At 59.2% G+C, this 16,511-nt stretch carries 15 protein-coding genes; 2 read left to right on the forward strand and 13 right to left on the reverse strand.

Annotated elements, in window-relative coordinates:
- The first annotated feature begins 162 nt into the window (after window positions 1-162).
- A complete protein-coding gene (ppk1, locus tag AX768_RS10490; protein WP_061999903.1) occupies window positions 163-2,226 on the forward strand; it encodes a polyphosphate kinase 1 in 2,064 nt (687 codons plus the stop codon).
- A 21-nt stretch (window positions 2,227-2,247) separates the two neighbouring features.
- On the opposite strand, the gene phoR is transcribed toward ppk1, so the two are convergent.
- From phoR to AX768_RS10545, 11 genes are all read right to left on the reverse strand, one after another.
- On the reverse strand, window positions 2,248-3,561 hold the full coding sequence (gene phoR, locus AX768_RS10495) for a phosphate regulon sensor histidine kinase PhoR (protein WP_061999904.1): 1,314 nt from the start codon (window positions 3,559-3,561) through the stop codon (window positions 2,248-2,250).
- Window positions 3,562-3,643: 82 nt separating this feature from the next.
- Entirely contained in the window at window positions 3,644-4,351 is a 708-nt protein-coding gene (gene phoB, locus AX768_RS10500) for a phosphate regulon transcriptional regulator PhoB (RefSeq protein ID WP_061999905.1), read from the reverse strand.
- Between the two features lie 60 nt (window positions 4,352-4,411).
- The gene (gene phoU, locus AX768_RS10505; protein WP_061999906.1) at window positions 4,412-5,116 is read right to left on the reverse strand and encodes a phosphate signaling complex protein PhoU; all 705 of its coding nucleotides are present in this window, start codon (window positions 5,114-5,116) and stop codon (window positions 4,412-4,414) included.
- 37 nt (window positions 5,117-5,153) lie between these two features.
- Window positions 5,154-5,909 carry a phosphate ABC transporter ATP-binding protein PstB gene (gene pstB, locus AX768_RS10510; protein ID WP_172811968.1) on the reverse strand — a complete coding sequence of 252 codons (756 nt, stop codon included), beginning with the start codon at window positions 5,907-5,909 and terminating at the stop codon, window positions 5,154-5,156.
- A 147-nt stretch (window positions 5,910-6,056) separates the two neighbouring features.
- Window positions 6,057-6,953 carry a phosphate ABC transporter permease PstA gene (gene pstA / locus AX768_RS10515; RefSeq protein WP_061999908.1) on the reverse strand — a complete coding sequence of 299 codons (897 nt, stop codon included), beginning with the start codon at window positions 6,951-6,953 and terminating at the stop codon, window positions 6,057-6,059.
- Window positions 6,950-7,933, reverse strand: coding sequence for a phosphate ABC transporter permease PstC (gene pstC, locus AX768_RS10520; RefSeq protein ID WP_062000927.1), 984 nt, complete (start codon window positions 7,931-7,933; stop codon window positions 6,950-6,952). The genes pstA and pstC overlap by 4 nt, the downstream gene beginning before the upstream one ends.
- An 88-nt stretch (window positions 7,934-8,021) precedes the next feature.
- The gene (gene pstS, locus AX768_RS10525) at window positions 8,022-9,053 is read right to left on the reverse strand and encodes a phosphate ABC transporter substrate-binding protein PstS (RefSeq protein ID WP_061999909.1); all 1,032 of its coding nucleotides are present in this window, start codon (window positions 9,051-9,053) and stop codon (window positions 8,022-8,024) included.
- Between the two features lie 227 nt (window positions 9,054-9,280).
- Window positions 9,281-10,639: a phosphoglucosamine mutase gene (gene glmM, locus AX768_RS10530; RefSeq protein ID WP_062000928.1), complete on the reverse strand. Its 1,359-nt coding sequence runs from the start codon at window positions 10,637-10,639 to the stop codon at window positions 9,281-9,283.
- A gap of 84 nt (window positions 10,640-10,723) precedes the next feature.
- The gene (gene folP, locus AX768_RS10535) at window positions 10,724-11,593 is read right to left on the reverse strand and encodes a dihydropteroate synthase (RefSeq protein ID WP_061999910.1); all 870 of its coding nucleotides are present in this window, start codon (window positions 11,591-11,593) and stop codon (window positions 10,724-10,726) included.
- Window positions 11,594-11,694: 101 nt separating this feature from the next.
- Window positions 11,695-13,590, reverse strand: coding sequence for an ATP-dependent zinc metalloprotease FtsH (ftsH, locus tag AX768_RS10540; RefSeq protein WP_061999911.1), 1,896 nt, complete (start codon window positions 13,588-13,590; stop codon window positions 11,695-11,697).
- 195 nt (window positions 13,591-13,785) lie between these two features.
- On the reverse strand, window positions 13,786-14,448 hold the full coding sequence (locus AX768_RS10545) for an RlmE family RNA methyltransferase (RefSeq protein WP_061999912.1): 663 nt from the start codon (window positions 14,446-14,448) through the stop codon (window positions 13,786-13,788).
- A 382-nt stretch (window positions 14,449-14,830) separates the two neighbouring features.
- Here AX768_RS10545 and AX768_RS10550 point away from each other — a divergent pair, with 382 nt between their 5' ends.
- Window positions 14,831-15,385: a YhbY family RNA-binding protein gene (locus AX768_RS10550; RefSeq protein ID WP_061999913.1), complete on the forward strand. Its 555-nt coding sequence runs from the start codon at window positions 14,831-14,833 to the stop codon at window positions 15,383-15,385.
- 71 nt (window positions 15,386-15,456) lie between these two features.
- On the opposite strand, the gene AX768_RS10555 is transcribed toward AX768_RS10550, so the two are convergent.
- Both AX768_RS10555 and greA read right to left on the reverse strand, forming a co-directional pair.
- Window positions 15,457-15,978 (reverse strand): DUF4149 domain-containing protein, encoded by a 522-nt coding sequence (locus AX768_RS10555; RefSeq protein WP_061999914.1) that lies wholly within the window; start codon window positions 15,976-15,978, stop codon window positions 15,457-15,459.
- Complete coding sequence (gene greA / locus AX768_RS10560; RefSeq protein WP_061999915.1) at window positions 15,978-16,454, reverse strand: transcription elongation factor GreA; 477 nt, start codon at window positions 16,452-16,454, stop codon at window positions 15,978-15,980. Before greA ends, AX768_RS10555 begins: the two co-directional genes overlap by 1 nt.
- Window positions 16,455-16,511 lie beyond the last annotated feature (57 nt).

Genomic DNA, 16,511 nt, shown 5'->3' on the forward strand with positions numbered 1-16,511 from the left:
AAATCGGTTTTGAGGTGCGCTCGGGCGAATCTCGCCAGGGTCGACCTTACGCACGCCCTGCGTTAAATTCGTGACATCATGAATTCATAAAAACGTCATCATATTGTGGTTCATTCCGGGCGATCCTTGCACATTCCGTTTTTTCGCGCACCTTTAATACTGATGTCCAACCGCTATCCCCTTCTGAACCGCGAACTGGGCATTCTGGGCTTCAACGAACGCGTATTGTCGCAAGCCGCCGATACCGCCGTCCCGCTGCTCGAACGGCTCCGCTTCATCTGCATCACCAGCAGCAATCTCGATGAGTTCTTCGAAGTCCGCATGGCCGGCATGCAGGAACAGATGCGCGACAACCCGGGCTCGCTTTCACCCGATGGCATGTCGCTGCAGCACGTGTACGACCTAGTAGTCGAGCGCGCCCACCGGCTGGTCCACCAGCAATACGCAATGCTGCAGGACATCGTCTATCCCGCGCTTGAAAGCGAGGGCATCTATTTCCACGGCGTCGAGTCATGGACCGAAGCGCAGACCAACTGGGCGCGCGACTACTTCCATAACGAATTGCTGCCGGTGCTGACGCCTATCGGGCTCGATCCCGCGCATCCGTTTCCGCGCGTGCTGAACAAGAGCCTGAACTTCGTCATCGAACTCGAGGGGAAGGACGCGTTCGGGCGGCAGGCGGTCATGGGGATCGTGCAGGCGCCGCGCGCACTGCCCCGGCTCGTGCGCATGCCTGAAGCGCTGTCGGGATATCCGCACGGGTTCGTATTGCTCAGCTCGCTGATGCAGTGCTTTGTCGACCAGTTGTTTCCGCATCTGGTCGTGCTTAGCTGCAACCAGTTCCGGATCACGCGCAACAGCGAATTGTTCGTCGATGAAGACGAAATCACCAACCTGCGCGTCGCGCTGCAAGGTGAATTGCCGGCGCGGCACCTCGGCAATGCGGTGCGCCTGGAGGTATCGGCGGAAACGCCTCCGCACATGATTCGAAGGCTTCTGGATGAAAGCGAGCTGAACGACCGCGATTGTTATCGCGTGGACGGGCCGGTGAATCTCGTGCGCCTGATGCAGTTGCCCGAGATGGTCGACCGGCCCGATCTCAAGTTCGTCCCGCACATTCCGGCTGTGCCGAGCGTGATCGCGAATGCGTCCAACATGTTCGATGTCATCGATAAAGGCGACGTGCTTCTACATCATCCGTACGAGAGCTTTCAGCCCGTGCTGGAATTGTTGCTTCAGGCCGCCAAGGATCCGCAAGTTGTCGCGATCAAGCAGACGATCTATCGCACAGGAACCGATTCGCCGTTGATGGACGCGCTGATGCAAGCCGCGCGCAACGGCAAGGAAGTGACCGTGGTGGTGGAGCTGCTTGCACGTTTCGATGAAGAGACGAACATCAACTGGGCGTCGCAGCTCGAGGCCGTGGGCGCGCACGTGGTGTATGGCGTGGTTGGCCATAAATGCCACGCGAAGATGATGCTGATCGTGCGGCGCGTGTCGCAGGGCGGCAAGATGATGCTCAGGCGTTATGCGCATCTTGGGACGGGGAATTATCATCCGCGAACGGCGCGTCTTTATACCGATTTCGGCATGATGACGGCGAACCAGGAAGTCTGCGAAGACGTGCATCATGTATTCCAGCAACTCACCGGCATCGGCGGCGAATTGCGATTGCATCAGCTTTGGCAAGCGCCTTTCACGCTGCATCCGAATCTCATGGAAGCGATTCGCGTCGAGGCTGAAAACGCGCGCGCCGGCAGGAAGGCGCGAATCGTCGCGAAGATGAACGCGCTGCTCGAACCCACCGTGATCGGCGCGTTGTATGAAGCGTCCCAGGCGGGCGTGAAGATCGACCTGATCGTGCGCGGCGTGTGTGCGTTGAAACCGGGCGTGGAAGACCTGTCCGAGAACATCACCGTGCGGTCGATTGTCGGGCGTTTTCTCGAGCATCACCGCATCTTCTATTTTTATGCGGGCGGTGAAGAGAAGGTGTATCTATCGAGCGCGGACTGGATGGACCGCAACTTCTTCCGGCGCGTTGAAGTGGCGTTTCCGGTGAAAGACCGGCGGTTGAAACGGCGCGTCATTGCGGAAGGTTTATCGGCGTTTCTCGGCGATAACCAGTCCGCGTGGCTCATGCAAAGCGATGGGCACTACAGGCGGCGACGGCCGGGCAAAGCCATGCGCAACGCGCAGCTCGGGTTGCTTACGAAGTTCTGTTCCTGAAACGAAAGAGAACGCGGCGCGTCAGGCCGCGATCGACTTCCTCAGTGAAGTGCGCGCCGCCGGAAACTTGACCAGGAATGTACTGCCGCGCCCTTCTTCGCTTTTGATTTCCAGGTCCGCGTGATGGCGCTGCAATACATGCTTGACGATAGCGAGACCCAGACCCGTGCCGCCGGTATCGCGAGACCGGCTTCTATCCACACGATAAAACCGCTCCGTCAAACGCGGAATGTGTTCGGCCGGAATGCCGAGCCCGCTATCCCGCACGGAAAATAGCGCGCGGTCACGAACGCGCTGCCACGTGACGTCGATGGTGCCGCCATCGGGTGTGTATCGAATGGCGTTTGTCACCAGATTGCCGAGCGCGCTGACGATCTCGGTTTCAGATCCGGACACGGTGAGCGCTTCATCGACGTTGAACGTGATCCGGTGCCGGCCGCTCGATAAATTGTCGGCGTCCTCTTCCAGATGACGCAAAACCGCGCGCATGTCGAGCACGTCGTCGCTCGGAGGTTTGCCATCGCCTTCGAGATTGGCCAGCACCAGCAAATCACGCACGATGTTCTGCATACGCGCCGATTGCTGCTCCATCATTTCCAGATAACGTGCACGGTCCGATTCGTTTAGCGGGATCTCGCGCATGGTTTCAAGAAAACCGGACAAGACAGTCAACGGCGTCTTCAACTCATGCGAAACGTTCGCGACAAAATCGCGCCGCATGGAATCCGTTCTCTCCAGCTCGGTTATATCCTGCGTAAGAATCAGCTTGCGATTTTCACCGTAGGGGAATATCTGCACGGACAGCACGTGCTGCCGGTTCAAGCCCATTCCACGCATGATCAGCACTTCCTCGTAATGCTGCGAGGCAAGGTACCGGACGAAGTCCGGCTGGCGCACGAGATGGGTTATATGCTGGCGCAGGTCGCGTTTTGCATCGAGGCCAAAATGCGTTTCAGCAATGGCGTTGCACCACTCGATCTGATCGGTATCGTCGAGCATCGCCACGCCATTCGGCGACGCCTGAATGCCCTGGATGAACCGCGAATGCTGCTGCTCGACCTGACGCACTTGCGCGTGCCAGCGCTTGGCAAGCTTGTGCAGCCGATAATAAATCTCGCCCCACACGCCGGGCGCGCTCGGCACTTCGCCGTACACGGGCGCGTCGAGCAGGCGCCAGAGGCGCTGAGTATGAAAGGTGGTGAACAAGGCTTGCAGGACCAGCATCACGAGCGCAAAACACAGCGCGGTGCGCAAACCAAACAGCGCACCAACGATCACGCTCAATATCGCGAGTAACGCGAGGGACACGAGAGACCGCGTCCAGATGATATTCATGAATTAGCGGATCGAGATAATTGCCACGCGAGCCCACGACCCCTATTGGTCGCGGGTTTCATGCATTACACGAGCGCGCGGATCAAGCGCTCTTGGCCAGCCGGTACCCACTGCCACGAACCGTTTCAATCATAGCATCGCAACCGGCGGGCTTTAAAGCCGCGCGCAAACGCTTGATATGCACGTCCACCGTCCGCTCTTCGACGAACACATGATCGCCCCAGACCTGATCTAGCAATTGCGTGCGGCTATGCACACGTTCCGGATGCGTCATGAAAAAATGCAGTAGACGGAATTCGGTCGGACCAAGATCCAGCTTGATATCGTCGGGATGACCATTGGAATGCGCCGCCACGCGATGCGTCGCCGGATCGAGACGCAAGCCGTTGATGGCCACCACGTCTTCTGTCAATTGCGGCGCGCGCCGGCGCAATACCGCCTTGATCCGCGCCATCAGCTCTTTAGGAGAAAACGGCTTGGTCACATAATCGTCCGCGCCGATTTCAAGTCCGAGCACTTTGTCCTGCTCGTCGCCGCGGGCAGTGAGCATGATGATCGGAATGTGTTTCGTGCGTTCGTTGCCGCGTAATTCCCGAGCAAAGGCGATGCCGGATTTACCCGGCAACATCCAGTCGAGAAGCACCAGGTCCGGCAATACGTCGCTGATCAGGTTTTGCGCCTGCTCCGCGTTATAAGCACGAATGGGGCAATGGCCCGCGTGTTGCAGATTCACCGAAATCAATTCGGAAATCGCGGGTTCGTCTTCTATAACGAGAATGCTGCTGGGCATCGGCACCTCTGTAACCTTCTTCGCGTAAGTGAACTTTCGTCAGTGGGAACTACTTGAATCTCAGCTCAGTGCTTCGCGTTCGAGTTGATCGCGCGACACATGGCGGACATCCGTACCCTTCACAATGTAAATAATGAATTCAGCAATGTTCTTTGCGTGATCGCCGATCCGTTCGACCGCTTTCGCGATGAACAAGTAGTCGAGTCCCGCTGAAATCATGCGCGGATCTTCCATCATGTACGTCACGAGCTTGCGCACGAACGCACGGAATTCTTCGTCGATGGCTTTGTCGTCACGCACGATCTGCGCAGCGGCGACCGTATCCAGGCGCGCGAATGCATCGAGCGCGCGTCGCAAGATGGACACCGCCATTTCGCCGGACAACTTGATTTCCGCGATGTTCACGTTGCGGCCCATGCCGTCTTCGTTGATACGCTTCACGCGCTTGGCGATCTTCTCGGCTTCGTCGCCGGCGCGTTCGAGATTCGTAATGGTCTTCGATATCGCCATCAACAAACGCAAGTCACGCGCAGCCGGCTGACGGCGCGCGATGATGTTGCTGCATTCTTCGTCGATCTCGACTTCCATGGTATTCAGGCGCTGCTCGGCCAGAATCACCTTGTCGGCAATATCCATGTCGAACGCATTGAGCGCCTGCATGGCGTTGATGATCTGCGACTCGACCAAGCCGCCCATTTCCAGCACCTTCGACGAAACCGCGTTCAGATCGGCATCGAATTGGCTCGACAAATGTTTATCGGACATATGTGCTCCTGAAGTCCTTTTTTAGCCCGTTATGCATTCAACCAAAACGGCCGGTGATGTAGTCTTCCGTTTCCTTGCGGGACGGCTTGATGAAGATCTTTTCCGTATCGCCGAATTCGATCAATTCGCCCAGATACATATATGCAGTGTAGTCCGAACAACGCGCCGCCTGCTGCATGTTGTGCGTGACGATGACCACCGTATAGTCGTTCTTCAGTTCGGCGATCAACTCTTCGATCCGGCCCGTGGAAATAGGGTCGAGCGCCGAACACGGTTCGTCGAGCAACAGCACTTCCGGACGGATCGCAATGCCGCGCGCGATGCAAAGACGCTGCTGCTGGCCGCCTGACAAGCCGTAGCCGCTTTGCTGCAGCTTGTCCTTCACTTCGTTCCACAGCGCCGCTTTCGTCAGCGCCCATTCAACGCGGTCGTCCATCTCCGAGCGCGACAGTTGCTCGAACATCTTCACGCCAAACGCGATGTTGTCGTAGATCGACATGGGAAACGGCGTCGGCTTCTGGAACACCATGCCCACGCGAGCACGCAAGAGCGAGATGTCGCGGCGTGTATCGAGCAGGTTGTTGCCGTCCATCAGGATCTCGCCTTCCGCGCGCTGCTCCGGATAAAGCGCGTACATCTTGTTGAAGGTACGCAGCAGCGTGGACTTGCCGCATCCCGACGGGCCGATGAACGCGGTCACCTTGTGCTCGGGAATGCGCAGGTTGATGTTCTTCAGCGCATGAAACTTGTTGTAGAAGAAGTTGAGGTTGTTCACCTCGATCTTCGGTTTCATCGATCCAACCGGGGGCGCGTGGTGCGTCGGCTTGAAGCTGCCCGGCACGGCGCCGCGTTCTACTGGGTTCGTGTTCATATCGGTGGCCGGATTAGCGTTCCGGGTGCTCACATCGCTTGCGACTGTGTTCATGGAAGGGTTTCCGCCTTATTTTTTCGAGAAGATCGAGCGAGCGAGGATGTTCAGACCGAGCACGCCGAGCGTGATCAGGAACACACCGGCCCACGCGAGCGCTTGCCATTGGGGGAACGGGCTCATCGCGAACTTGTAGATGGTGACCGGCAAGTTGGCGACCGGCTGGCTCATGTCCCACGAGAAGAACTGGTTCGACAACGCCGTGAACAAGAGCGGCGCGGTCTCACCGGTTATGCGGGCGACGGCGAGCAGGACACCCGTCACAATGCCGCTCACCGATGCCTTCAGCGTGATCGATGTCACCATCTTCCACTTCGGCGTACCGAGTGCAAAGGCCGCTTCGCGCAGCGCGTTGGGCACGAGCCGCAGCATGTTTTCGGTCGTACGGATCACGATCGGAATCTGCAGCAGCGCCAGCGCGATCACGCCGGCCCAGCCGCTGAAGCGTCCCGAATGTGCCACCACGATCGCATACACGAACAGGCCGATCACAATCGACGGCGCCGACAACAGGATGTCGTTGATGAATCGCGTGACACTCGCAAGCCAGCGCTTGTCGCCATATTCGGCGAGATAGACGCCTGCCAGTACGCCAAGCGGCGTACCAATGAACGTTGCGAGTCCCACCAGCATCAGGCTGCCGACAATCGCGTTGAGCAAACCGCCGCCATCCGTATTAGGCGGCGGCGTGTTCTGCGTGAAGAGTTCGACAGACAAACCGCCCACGCCCAAGCGGACCGTGGTGAAAAGAATCCATACGAGCCACAACAGACCAAACGCCATGGCTGCCAGCGACAACACCAGCGCAACCACGTTCTTGCCGCGCCGGCGGCGCTGCAGCTTGATCCGCGTGGCGGCTTCACGCTCCGGATTGCCGGAGCCGGGGAATTGCATCGTGGGCTGGCTCATTTTCCGCCCTCCCCTTTTTCAAGGCGAAGCAGCATCAGCTTGGACAACGACAGCACGATGAACGTGATCAGGAACAGGATCAGCCCGAGTTCCATCAGCGCCGACGTATGCAGGCCCGGGCTCGCTTCAGCAAATTCGTTCGCAAGCGCCGACGTAATGCTGTTGCCCGGGGAAAACAGCGAGACGTTATCGAGCAGATTCGTATTGCCGATCACGAACGTCACCGCCATTGTCTCGCCGAGTGCGCGGCCCAGACCGAGCATCACGCCGCCAATCACACCAGTGCGCGTGAACGGCAACACGATCTTCCACATCACTTCCCAGGTCGTGCAGCCGATCCCGTACGCCGACTCCTTGAGCAGCACGGGCGTGACTTCGAACACATCGCGCATCACCGCCGCGATGTACGGAATGATCATGATCGCGAGGATCACGCCCGCACACAGAATACCGATACCGATGGGCGGCCCCTGAAAGAACCGGCCGATAAACCAGACATTGCCGAGCAAATGGCCGAGCGGCTTCTCGAAGTACGTCGCGAAGATGGGCGAGAAGACGAGCAGACCCCACATGCCATACACAATCGAAGGAATTGCCGCGAGCAATTCGATCGCAACGCCCAGCGGCCGGCGCAGCCATGCAGGCGCGAGCTCGGTCAGGAAGAGCGCAATGCCGAAGCTCACCGGCACGGCGATGATCAAGGCAATGATCGATGTAGCAATGGTGCCGTAGATAGGCACGAGCGCGCCAAAGGCATCCGCTTGTGGATCCCACTCGGAGCGCCAGAGAAAACTGAGACCGAATTTTTGCAGCGTAGGCAGCGAAGCCACCACCAGCGACACGATGATGCCGCCCAGCAGCAACAATGTGATCACGGCGGCGAGCCGTGTCAGGCTGCCGAAAACGATATCACCGAGTTGTCCCGGAGCACGCTGGGCGCGGCTTGCGGGCGGAGTCGATGCGAGGTTGATGTCCGACATGGGAGCCTTCGGAAGGACCGCGCGGCGGATGCCGCGCGGCATAACGGACTAAAAAGCCAGAACGTGTTGCTTGATGCCTGAATGCAACTTACTGCACGACTGCCTTGCCCGACGCGTCCTTGACCTTCGCCTTCCACTGCGTTTCGATTTCGGCGGTCACCGAGTCAGGCAGCGGGATGTAATCGAGATCGTTCGCAGCTTGCGTACCGTTCTTGAACGCCCAGCCGAAGAACTTCAGCGTTTCCGCGCCCTGTGCTTCCTTTTCCTGCGTCGTGTGCAGCAACACGAACGTGGCGCCGACGATCGGCCATGCGTCCTTGCCCGGCTCATTCGTCAGGATCTGGTAGAACGACTTCGACCAGTCTGCGCTTGCTGCCGCTGCCTTGAACGTTTCCGTCTTCGGCTCGACCACGGCGCCTGCTGCGTTCTTCAAGTCGACGTACGTCATCTTGTTCTGTTTAGCGTACGCCCATTCCACGTAACCGATCGCACCCGGCAAACGCTGAACGAATGCAGCAACGCCGTCGTTACCCTTGCCGCCCGTGCCCGTCGGCCAGTTGACCGTCGAGCCTTCGCCTACCTTGCTCTTCCACTCGGCGTTCACCTTGGACAAGTAGTTCGTCCAGATGAAGCTCGTGCCCGAACCGTCGGCGCGGCGCACCACGGCGATGTCGGTATCCGGCAGCTTGACCTTCGGGTTAAGCGCGGCGATCGCCGGGTCGTTCCACTTCTTGATCTTGCCGAGATAGATGTCGCCGAGCACTTCACCCGACAACGTCAGTTCGCCCGGCTTGATACCCGGAACATTGATCGTCGGCACCACGCCGCCAACCACTGTCGGGAACTGGAAAAGCCCCTGCTTTGCCAGTTCGTCGTCTTTCAAAGGTGCGTCCGAGCCAGCGAAATCCACCGTCTTTGCGATGATTTGCTTGATGCCGCCCGACGAACCGATACCCTGGTAATTGACCTTGCCGCCGCCCGACTTCTGGTACGTATCGGCCCATTTCGTGTAAATCGGTGCTGCGAAGGTGCTGCCCGCGCCGGTGATGTCGGCAGCTTGTGCTGACAAGGCAAACATTGCGCCGACGATGCCTGCGAGCGCGGTGTGCATCAATTTCATGTGATCTCCAGGGTTGTGAGCAAGTGGCTCGACACCGCGAAGAATAGGGTCTCTGTGTGACACTTCGATGACGAACGATGAAGCCAGCGTGACAACGTGCTTACGGGTTGAAAGTTTTACTTATGAGCCTGGACGCATACGTTTGCCGTGCTTTCGGGCGTGCGCATGAAAAAATGCCACGCTTTTGGCCGTGGCATTGTTGTTTGACGCGGACGCGTCTGCAAAACTCAGGTCGTTGCTTCCTTCACGACCTTGGCGATGTTTTCAGCGTGTCTGACCGCTTCGGTCTGCGACGCCGCCTCGACCATGACGCGCAGCACCGGCTCGGTTCCTGAGGCGCGGATCAGTACGCGTCCCTTCGATTCCAGCTCGCGCTCGGCATCGGCGATAGCGCGGCTGATCGCGTCGCTGCTCTTCCAGTCCGCGCCGGGGCTCATGCGCACGTTGATCAGCTTTTGCGGGAACAGGCTCACGCCTTCCAGCAAATCTGCCAGCGCCCGGCCGCTGCGCTTGACCGCTGCGAGCACGAGCAGTGCGGAGACAATGCCGTCGCCAGTGGAATGCCGGTCCAGCGACAAGATGTGGCCCGAGCCTTCCGCGCCCAGGACCCAGTTGTTTTCGCGCAGCTTTTCGAGAACGTAACGGTCACCCACCGCCGCGCGCACGAACTTCACGCCGGCTTGTTTAAGCGCCACTTCCACGGCCATGTTCGTCATCAGCGTGCCGACGGCGCCATCGATCTTTCCGTCGGTTGCGATCCGGTCGTTGACCAGCACGTAGAGCAATTCGTCGCCGTTGTACAAACGACCGGACGCATCGACGATCTGGAGCCGGTCGGCGTCGCCATCGAGTGCAATGCCGATATGCGCCCGATGCTCCTTCACCGCTTTCACGAGCGCGTCGGGGGCGGTCGCGCCCACGCCATCATTGATGTTGAAGCCGTTCGGCGATACACCGATGGTCACCACTTCGGCGCCGAGTTCGTGGAAGACTTGCGGCGCGACGTCGTACGCGGCGCCATGCGCGCAGTCGACGACGAGCTTCAGCCCATGCAAATCGAAACTCGCCGGGAAGGTGCTTTTGCAGAATTCGATGTAGCGGCCGCGCGCATCGTCCAGCCGGCGAGCCTTGCCGAGCAGTTCGGAAGGCGCGCAGGACATGGGTTCGTCGAGCTGCGCTTCGATCTGCAACTCGACTTCGTCAGGGAGCTTGTTGCCATCGGCGGAGAAAAACTTGATGCCGTTGTCGTAATACGGGTTGTGCGAGGCGCTGATCACCACGCCTGCGGCGAGGCGCAACGCGCGTGTCAGGTACGCAACGCCCGGCGTCGGAATCGGACCGGCCAGCATGACGTCGACGCCTGCCGCTGAAAATCCCGATTCCAGCGCCGCCTCGAGCATATAGCCGGAGACCCGCGTGTCCTTGCCGATCAACACAGTCGGCCGGTTGCCGCGTTGCGCCCACTGATCCGCACCTGCCAGCACCTTGCCGGCGGCGTACCCAAGCCGCAATACAAAATCAGGCGTGATCGGGGATTCACCCACCTTGCCGCGAATGCCATCGGTTCCAAAATATCGACGTGCCATCTTCTTGTTCGTTTCCTCGCGCTGAACGCGCTTCATCTATTTGTGTGTTGATTCGTGCATAGTGCGCGCCGTCTCGCCTTGGCGCTACTGCGAGCGGTTGGCAGCCTCCCGGACTGCTTGCCAGACCTTGAGCGCATCGGCGGTGGCCGCGACATCGTGCACGCGCATGATCGACGCGCCCCGTTCCACCGCGCACACCGCTGCCGCCACGCTTGCAGCCACCCGTTCGGACGGCTGAGTCCGGCCAGTCACTGCGCCCAGCATCGACTTGCGCGACATCCCTGCCAGCAACGGCAGGTTCATGTTCACAGGCTGCGTACCGGCGAAATTCGCCAATAAGTCGTAATTATGAACCGTCACGGACTTGCCGAAGCCAAATCCGGGATCAAGACAGATGCGATTTAGCGCAATGCCGGCCTCGGTCAACGTGCGCACACGTTCGTCGAAAAACTCGCGCACTTCCGCCACGACATTCCGATAGACCGGCTCATGCTTCTGCATGGTCCCGGGTTCGCCGAGCATGTGCATTACGCACAGACCGCAGGCGCTGTCCTTGACGGCATCGAACGCGCCCTCACGACGAAACCCCCAGATATCGTTGATCATGTCCGCGCCGGCAGTCAGTGCGGCACGCATCACGGCAGGTTTGTAGGTATCGATGGAAAGCGGCACGCCTGTTGACCGCAATGCCTCGATCACCGGGATCACGCGCTCCAGTTCCTCGTCCAGCGGCACGGGTGGTGCGCCGGGGCGCGTGGATTCGCCGCCAATATCGAGGATGTCGGCGCCATCGCGAATCATCGTCTCCGCTTGAGCCAGCGCGGCATCACGTGCGACAAACCGGCCGCCGTCTGAAAACGAGTCCGGCGTGACGTTCAATATTCCCATGATGAGCGGACGCTCGAAGGTGAGCGTGAATCGGCCACACTGAAGAGGGTCCGCGACGGTTTGCATGGCTGTAGCTAAATAGGTGTTGCTCAAGACGGTGATCTCAAGAAAGAAAAAGGGCTGGTGTGAACAACACACCAGCCCTTCGAAACTACTCTGGAATCACGTCAGGCAGAAGCAGGCGCTGTCGTGTTACCCGGCTTGACTTCCGCACCGGTATTGCCGCCACCAGCAGACGGATCGCTTGACGGCGGCGGCAGGTTCTTCGGCGGCCGCGGCGGACGACCGCCCATGATGTCGCTGATCTGTTCTGCGTCGATGGTTTCCCATTCCAGCAGCGCCTTCGTCATGGATTCGACCTTGTCGCGGTTGTCTTCCAGCAGTTTGCGAGCGAGGCCGTATTGGTCGTCGAGAATCCGGCGAATTTCGGCATCGACCTTTTGCTGCGTGGCTTCGGATACCGTCTTCGACGCCATCTTGCCGAACATGCCGTCCTGCTCGGTATCGACATACACCATCGTGCCGAGCACATCCGACATACCGTAACGCGTCACCATGTCACGCGCCATCTTGGTCGCGCGCTCGAAATCGTTCGAAGCACCCGTGGACATGGAGTTCAGGAACACTTCTTCCGCTGCACGGCCGCCGAACAGAATGGCGATTTCCTCGAGCATCTTGTCGCGATACAGATTCACGCGATCGTGTTCCGGCAACTGCCACGTGATCCCCAACGCCCAGCCACGCGGCATGATGGAAACCTTGTGCACCGGATCTGCGTGAGGCAGCAACTTCGCCACCACTGCGTGACCCGACTCGTGATAGGCCGTATTCCGGCGCTCTTCTTCGCGCATCACAGCCGACTTGCGCTCCGGGCCCATGAAAATCTTGTCCTTCGCGTCTTCGAAATCTGCCATCTCGACGATTCGCTTGCCGCGGCGCGCTGCGAACAGCGCAGCTTCGTTCACGAGATTCGCCAGATCGGCGCCCGAGAAGCCCGGCGTACCCCGTGCAATCACCGAAGCATCGACGTCGTTCGAGATCGGCACCTTGCGCAGGTGCACCTTCATGATGTGTTCGCGACCGCGAATGTCCGGAAGACCGACATAAACCTGACGGTCAAAACGGCCCGGGCGCAGCAACGCCTTGTCCAGTACGTCAGAACGGTTGGTTGCAGCGATCACGATCACGCCAGAGTTCGCTTCGAAGCCGTCCATTTCAACCAGCATCTGGTTCAACGTCTGTTCGCGTTCGTCGTTACCGCCGCCCATGCCGGCGCCACGATGACGGCCCACAGCATCGATTTCGTCGATGAACACGATACAAGGCGCATGTTTCTTCGCCTGTTCGAACATGTCGCGCACCCGTGCGGCGCCAACACCCACGAACATTTCCACGAAGTCAGAACCGGAGATGCTGAAGAACGGCACCTTGGCTTCGCCAGCAATGGCGCGCGCCAGCAGCGTCTTACCCGTGCCCGGAGGCCCGACCAGCAGCACGCCGCGCGGAATTCGCCCGCCGAGCTTCTGGAATTTCTGTGGATCGCGCAGGAAGTCGACAAGCTCGGAAACTTCTTCCTTCGCTTCGTCACAACCAGCGACATCGGTGAAGTTGATTGCGTTGTTGTTCTCGTCGATCAGCCGCGCTCGCGACTTGCCGAACGAAAACGCCCCGCCCTTCCCGCCGCCCTGCATCTGCCGCATCATGAAGAACCAGAAACCGATGATCAGGATCGTCGGTCCAAGGTAATACAGCGCAGAAACGAGCGCGTTGGGTTCGTCGTCAGCCTTGCCGCTGACCTGAACGCCGTACTTCATCAGGTCGCCGACCATCCAGATGTCGCCAGGCGACACGATCTGGTATTTCTGACCATCTGCGGGGGTGACGGTGAGATTACGGCCCTGCACGGTAACGGTCTTGACCTTACCGGTCTTCGCGTCGTCCATGAACTGCGAATACGACACACCTTCCTGGACGCGGGGTTTGTCGAACTGCTTGAACACCGTGAACAGCACCAGTGCGATAACCAGCCACACCGCTGCCTTAGAAAACATATTGTTGTTCAAAGCACCACTCCTTCACTCATAGACGGGCGCCTACATTCGCCTTGCGGCACCACGAAAGCATTCTAATCCAGACCGCAAGCCCCTGCTATAACCTTTGACTAGCACGAAGATAGCGGCCGGATCCGATTCTTGGACCCTTTCGGCAAAAACGCTCGTTGGACACAAGCTCCTCCGAGGCGGTTTCGCCGGCAACTCTCACTCACGACGCTTGAGTTGCCTGCCCAAAATAAACGTTTCGGACGATTTGTCGCGCGACGCCTTAGGCTTGCGTGGCGCGACGATTTTGAATTGATGCTTGAACTTTTCCACAATCTGACTATAACCGCTGCCGTGAAAACATTTAACCAGCAGCGCACCATCCGGTTTCAGGTGGTTTTGCGAAAATTCCAGCGCCAGATCACACAAATGCTCCATCCGGGCGGCATCCGCACTCGCAACACCTGAGAGGTTGGGGGCCATGTCCGAGATTACAAGATCGACTTGATGATCCCCGACCAATTCTTTCAGTTGATCCAACACCGCGTCTTCCCGAAAGTCACCCTGGAAAAACGTAACATCGGCAATGGGTTCCATGGGCAGGAGATCGAGCGCAATTATCTTGCCATCTATCCCGCCTTCGCGTGTGTCACCGCGGTTCGCCCCTTTGGCCAGCTTGTTGCGCACATACTGGCTCCAGCTTCCCGGAGTCGACCCCAGATCCACGATGATCTGCCCCGGCTTGATCAGCTTGTCCTGCTCGTCGATCTCCTTCAGCTTGTACGCGGCGCGCGCCCGATACCCCTCGCGCTGCGCGAGTTTCACGTACGGGTCATTGATGTGGTCGTGCAGCCACGAGTAGTTGAAGCGGTTTTTTGCCATTAAGAATGAACTCTTGCTGCGTGAAGCTGTACTTTTAGCGGATAATACGCGTCTAATTCGGGCTGCTGCTCAAATTTGAAGCAGCCTTCGTGTATATGGACAGCCGGTTTCGGCGACGTTGCGCCTTGTGGTGCGCGCGGGATGGTAGCCGGAAGCAGCCAACCGGCAAGGCATTCCAGCCGAATTGGCCGGCGCAATACCTGAGCTTCGGCGATTAAAGATTCGTTAAAATCAAGTCCGTTTGCTCGCCGCCACACCTCGCGCCGTCCGTCATGTTCCGAGCAAGGCGTTCCGCCCTGCCCGTCTTTGTTATTGCGATCGCGACCGTTCAGCCGCTTTTACGCTACGTCGCCCCTCATTTTAGTCGAGTCCGTTACTTCTCATGTCAGCTCTTAAACTTTCTCCTGCCCAACGCGCCGACCTGCGCTCCCAAGCTCACGCGCTCAAGCCCGTTGTACTCATTGGCGGCGAAGGGCTGACCGAGGCCGTGCTCGCCGAGATCGAAGTCCACCTCGCCGCGCATCAGCTCATCAAGATCCGGGTTTTCGGCGATGACCGCGAATCCCGCGTCGCCGCTTACGCCGAAATCTGTGATCGCCTGGGCGCGGCTCCAGTCCAGCAGATCGGCAAACTTCTCGTGGTGTGGCGTCCGGAAGACGACGCTGCGCCTGCACGCAAAACCGGCACGGCTGGCGTGCGCGGCGCGAATCGCGTTGCGCCGCCGAGCGCGGGTGAAGCTGCCGATGCATCCACGAAAGGCCGCGCCCCGCGCGTGGTGAAGGTCGTGAAGATCACCCGCGATGCACCGGTGGTCCGCAAGCCGAAAAAGCAGAAACTGCTGGTTCGTGGCAATGAACGCGTCACCGCCGGCGGCAACGTGAAGCGTGCAAAGAAACGTCTGCCGAGCGCCAAGCGCCACCATCAGTCGTCGAAGTAAGCCGTTCCGGGTTCGCCCGGAAAGCAAAAAGCCGGTGTGATCCGATCAGCTCGGATCCCACCGGCTTTTTTTCAGCCGCGTGCGCGACGTGCTGCGACGCTGGCTGTCTTTCCCTTCGGAACCGCGGTTTGCGCAGGGAACCGTCCCGGCGGAAGGCGCCAGAACAGGACCAGTCCCAACACACTCTCGATCAGGTAAAACGCGCTCGATACCCCGTGCAGCATGCCGAACCGGCTTGCATACGGTGACTGCGCGAGTTCCATCCCGCCCTCTTGTGCCGCCACACGCAAGGCGTTCATGAACGGCTGCAAGGCAAAATAGCCGATCAGCACGCACAGCAGCATGCCCGCGATCACCCAGCGCGTCCGCTTGTACTCATCGAAACCCGTACGTACCAGGCGATTCGCCATGACCAACAGCACCAGCGCGCACACTATGCCCAGCATGCCCTCGATGCGAAAAAGCTGCGCCGCGACCGAACCCGCGGAGGTCCGGTCGAGCATGCTGAACAGCACGGGTGCTGCGATGTAACCCAGGGCCAGCACGCTGCCGACCCAGATCATGGCGACGATCCGAAAGAATCGATGAGCCATCAGACGTACTTGACCGCAATGACTTCGTATTCGCGCGCGCCGCTCGGTGCCTGCACCGACGCAACATCGCCCTCCGTCTTGCCAATCAGCGCACGTGCTATAGGCGAGCTGATCGACACGAGGCCGTGATCGATGTCGGCTTCGTCGTCGCCGACGATCTGATAGGTCACCGAATTGCCCGAATCCAGGTCTTCCAGCTCGACGGTCGCGCCGAAGATCACGCGGCCGTCGGCTTCCACCTCGGTCGGATCGATGACTTGCGCGCCTGCCAGCTTCGACTCGAGCTCGGCAATCCGGCCTTCAATGAAGCCCTGCTTCTCTTTGGCAGCGTCGTACTCTGCGTTTTCCGACAAGTCGCCCTGTGCGCGCGCTTCGGCGATCGAGTTGACGACCGACGGGCGTTCTACGGATTTCAAATGTTGCAATTCGTCGCGCAGCAACGCTGCGCCACGTTTAGTCAAAGGAACTGTGCTCATAACCAACTCATTACGCAAAAATGCAGACGTAAAAAAATTACCGCGGTTAAGTGCATC

The sequence above is a fragment of the Burkholderia sp. PAMC 28687 genome, from assembly GCF_001577465.1.
Classification (GTDB): domain Bacteria; phylum Pseudomonadota; class Gammaproteobacteria; order Burkholderiales; family Burkholderiaceae; genus Caballeronia.